Annotated in this window: 4 protein-coding genes and 1 pseudogene; 4 read left to right on the top strand and 1 reads right to left on the bottom strand. The window is 71.0% G+C overall.

What is annotated here, in order from left to right:
- From G6022_RS00030 to G6022_RS00015, 4 genes and pseudogenes are all read left to right on the top strand, one after another.
- Positions 1–514: pseudogene (locus G6022_RS00030) on the top strand (DEAD/DEAH box helicase); the annotation flags it as partial.
- Positions 515–577: 63 nt separating this feature from the next.
- Positions 578–1552, top strand: coding sequence for a cation diffusion facilitator family transporter (locus G6022_RS00025; protein ID WP_182640009.1), 975 nt, complete (start codon positions 578–580; stop codon positions 1550–1552).
- Positions 1553–1636: 84 nt separating this feature from the next.
- Positions 1637–2512 (top strand): DNA-formamidopyrimidine glycosylase family protein, encoded by an 876-nt coding sequence (locus G6022_RS00020; RefSeq protein ID WP_182640008.1) that lies wholly within the window; start codon positions 1637–1639, stop codon positions 2510–2512.
- The gene (locus G6022_RS00015; protein WP_179525869.1) at positions 2509–3264 is read left to right on the top strand and encodes an SDR family oxidoreductase; all 756 of its coding nucleotides are present in this window, start codon (positions 2509–2511) and stop codon (positions 3262–3264) included. The genes G6022_RS00020 and G6022_RS00015 overlap by 4 nt, the downstream gene beginning before the upstream one ends.
- Positions 3265–3318: 54 nt before the next feature.
- Here G6022_RS00015 and G6022_RS00010 read toward each other — a convergent pair.
- The coding region (locus G6022_RS00010) for an HNH endonuclease signature motif containing protein (RefSeq protein WP_182690838.1) at positions 3319–4130 on the bottom strand (812 nt) is incomplete at its 5' end.

The following is a 4130-nucleotide window of genomic DNA, read 5'->3' as shown; positions in this document are numbered from 1 at the left end:
GGAGGATTCGGGCCGCTGCCGCCGCGGCTACTTCGTGGACGGTCTCGGTGCCGCCCAGTTCGCCGCCGGCAACACGATCGACCGGTTACGCGCCTACGACGACACGGCGGACGACGCCCACTGGCCCTCCGGCACCGATGAACCGGTCGTCCGGGTCCTCGCCGCCACGGACCCGGCCAACCCGTACGGCGCCGCGCTGCCCTGGCCACCTTCTGCGGAGGGCGGATCTGGGCACCGTCCCGGCAGGAAGGCCGGTGCGCTCGTCGTGCTGGTCGACGGGCTGTGTGTCCTGTTCGTCGAACGCGGCGGCCGGACCGTCCTCGTGCTGGACGACCGGGCCGAGGCCGTGCCGCTCGCCGCGTCCGCGCTGGCCGCAGTCGTGCGATCAGGTGCCGTCGGCCCGCTGACCGTCACCACCCTCGCCGGCGAACCCGTCCACACCTCGCCCGTCGCGGCCACCTTCGAGAACGCCGGGTTCGGTGCCACCCCGAAGGGGCTGCGCATCCGGCGTTGAGTGAACCGTTCTGACGAGTTAAGATATGCGCATCAATGCATATGTCAGCGGGAGGGGAATCAGATGGGGGTCGGGCACGCACACGGGAGCCACGCGCACAGTTACGGTCACGCGCACAGTTCCGGCCACGCGCACTGCTCCGGCCACGCCCGCCCGACCGGTCACGCCGGCGCGCGGTATCGGATCAGACTGGCGTGCGCCTTCGTTCTGACCGTGGTGTTCTTCGTGGTCGAGCTGGTCGCGGGCCTCATCTCCGGCTCCCTGGCCCTGCTCTCCGACGCCGGCCACATGGCGGCGGACGTGGTGGCGCTGGGCGCGGCGCTCGCGGCGACGGTGATCGCGTCACGGCCGGACCGTTCCGGGAGACGCACGTTCGGCCATTATCGCGTGGAGATCTTCGCCTCCGGTCTGGCGGTGCTCATCATGTCCGGCATGGGCGTCTACGTGCTTGTCGAGGCGTTCAGGCGGCTCGGGTCGGACGCCCCCGTCGCCACCGGAACCATGTTGCTCGTCGGCGGACTGGGGTTGGTCGTCAACATCATCTCGCTGCTCCTTCTGCGCAGTGGATCCTCCGAGAGTCTCGCGGTGCGGGGTGCGTATCTCGAGGTGATGGCCGACGCGGCCGGATCGGTGGGGGTGATCGCGGCCGCGCTGCTCATCCGCGCGACGGGTTCGACGGTGTGGGACCTCGTGGTGGCCGTGGCGATCGCCGTGTTCATCGTCGTCCGCGCGGTCATGCTCGGTAGACAGGTCGTCACGGTGCTCGCCCAGCACGCGCCCGCCGGGGTCGACCCCGCAGCGGTGGAGTCCGAACTCGCGTCGGTACGCGGCGTCGAGGAGGTGCACGACCTGCATCTGTGGACGCTGACCTCGGGGATGGACGTGGGGACCGTCCACCTCGTGACCGCCCCCGGAGTGCCCCACTCCGGAGTCCTCGACGAGGCGCGACGCGTCCTGCGGGAGGGCCACGGCATCGAGCATGCGACAGTGCAGCTCGAGACCGCCGGCGTCGTGGAGTGTCGACAACCGGGATGGTGAACCCGGCAGCCCGGGGCGGTTCAGGGCACCATGGTGCGCACACTCGGAGAGCGGTAGATCGGACAGCGGGCAGAGGAGTCAACGGTGCCGGAGGGCGATTCCGTCTACAGGGCGGCCGCGAAGGTCCACCGTGCGCTGGCCGGGCGGACCCTGGACAGGACCGAGCTCAGGGTTCCCAGATTCGCGGCCGTGGATCTGCGGGGCAGGACCGTGGTGGCCGCCCGGTCCCGTGGGAAGCACCTCTTCGTCGTCGTCGGCCCCGACGCGCAGGGTCGGGACCCGGTCACCCTCCATATCCACCTGAAGATGGAAGGCCGCATCCACATCCACAAGGCGGGGGAGCGGTGGCGGTTCCCCGCGCACACCGTCCGGATGCTCCTGCGCGCCGACGACGTCGAGGTGGTGGGCACCGAGCTCGGGTTGCTGCGCGCGCTGGATCCCGCCGAGGCCGACCGGGCGGTCGAGCATCTCGGTCCCGACCTGCTGGGGCGGGACTGGGACCCGGACGCCAGCGTCGCGGAGGTGCTCCGGCGGATCGGCGAGCGGCCGTCCCGGACGATCGGGGAGGCACTGTTGGACCAGCGCAATCTCGCCGGCATCGGCACCGTGTACCGCGCCGAACTGTGTTTCCTGCGGGGCCTCGACCCGCGGGAGCCGGTGGAGTCGGTGCCTGATCTGCGCGCCGTGGTCGTGCTCGCCCGGCGGATGCTCCTCGCCAACGCCGATCGCGCGGTCCGGGTGACCACCGGGGACACGCGACGCGGGCGGGAGTTGTGGGTGTACGGGCGGGACGGCAAGCCGTGCCGCAGGTGCGGGACCGAGGTGGAGACGTTCCGACTGGGTGGTCTCGCCGACCCGGACGAGCCGAGCGATTCACTCGATCGCATCGCCTACCGCTGCCCGTCGTGTCAGCCGGCGCGTGCCACACTGGGGCCATCGCCAACGGAGGAGAAGCTGTGACCGACCGCAACACGATCCTGATCACCGGCGCCAGCGCGGGTCTCGGCGAGGGCATGGCCCGTCGCTGGGCCGCACAGGGCAGGAATCTGGCGCTGTGCGCCCGGCGTCTCGACCGGCTCCAGGAACTCCGAGCCGAGTTGCTGGCGGCCAACCCGTCGATCACGGTGGCGGTCCGCGAGCTCGACGTGGCCGACGGCGACGCGGTGGAGAGGGTGTTCGGCGAGCTCGACGCGGAGCTCGGCGGGATCGACCGCTTCGTCCTCAACGCAGGGCTGGGCAAGGGGGCGTCCATCGGTACGGGGAAGGCGCACGCCAACCGGGAGACCGCCATGGTCAACGTGATCGGCACCCTCAACCAGGCGGAGGCCGCGATGGAGCTGATGCACGCGCGGGGCGAGGGGCACCTGGTGTTCATCTCGTCCGTGAGCTCGCTGCGCGGCATGCCCAAGGCCCAGAACACGTACGGCGCCACCAAGGCGTTCGTCTCCTCGCTGGCGCAGGGTCTGCACGCCGAGCTCGACAGCGCCGGCAGCCGCATCAAGGTCACCGACATCCTTCCCGGGTACATCCGCACCGACATCAACCGGTCGGTCAAGACCTCGCTGATGACCGAATTCGACGAGGGCGTCGACGCGCTGGTCAGGACGATTGACGCCGAGCCCACTCGTGCGCTCGTCCCGGCCAAGCCCTGGAAGGCGATCGGCCCACTGCTGACGCTTCTGCCGGAGAAGGTCAGCCGCAGGTTCGTCTGACGGGTTCTCCCGCCCGCCCACGCCGGAGAGGCGACGGGTCAGAAGGGAGGCGGGTCAGAAGGGAGGCGGGTCGAGGATGTCATCGAGCAGGGCCTCGACCTCGTGTTCGACCGTGCTGAAGACCGGTGCGTTGCGCTTCCACCAGCGGCTCTGGCCGCCGGGCCGGGTGTCGACCGGGCCGGTTGCGCGGGCACGCTCGGCGCTCAGGCGGGCCGCACGGCGAGTCCAGTAGGTGGGCTCCGGGCGCGTCTCCCCTCCTGTGATGGTCGGGTCCGGGTTGCGCTGTTGTTGTCTGTCCCAGGCGCGGGATTCATTGCGGGCGTGCTCGCGGCGGTAGACCCCGAGCGGCCCGGATGGTCGGGTCGTCATGGTCGCCCCGTCCGGTGTGATGACGGTGAGGGTGCCATCGGGCGCCAGGTCGTAGATCCAGTCGGAGAACGTCTTGAACCGGTGATGGCGCCGACACAGACACATCAGATTGCACTCTTCGGTGGGTCCGCCGCGGGCGGGGTCGGCGTGGTCGAAGGGGCGGACATGATCGATGTCGCAGTCATCGGCCGGAACCGCACAGCCGGGATGGCGGCAGGTACCGTCGCGCAGCCTGATGCGGCGGGCCAACTCGGCACCGGGCCGGTACCTCAGGGAGCGGCGGGCGTCGTCGGCGGCGCCGATACGGGGGTCGACCTTCTCGAAGCTGGCTCCGTCGCTGGTGACGAGCATGTCCAGCAGGGCCTGCAGCGCCGCCTCGCCGGTGCGGGTGAACTCCACCCGAACCCCGTCGTCGTCGCAGGCGCCGTTGCCACCCGCCCCGGCGTTTCCCGCGCCGGCGTTTCCCGCGCCGGCGTTCCCCGCGCCGGCGTTCCCCG

This window comes from Dietzia sp. Cai40 (assembly GCF_014145165.1).
Lineage (GTDB): Bacteria > Actinomycetota > Actinomycetes > Mycobacteriales > Mycobacteriaceae > Dietzia > Dietzia natronolimnaea.
This window is presented reverse-complemented; position numbering and strand designations above follow the sequence as displayed.

Excerpts from the sequence above, each read along its gene's own strand:
- G6022_RS00025 (WP_182640009.1), top strand. The coding sequence starts at position 578 with ATGGGGGTCGGGCACGCACACGGGAGCCACGCGCACAGTTACGGTCAC.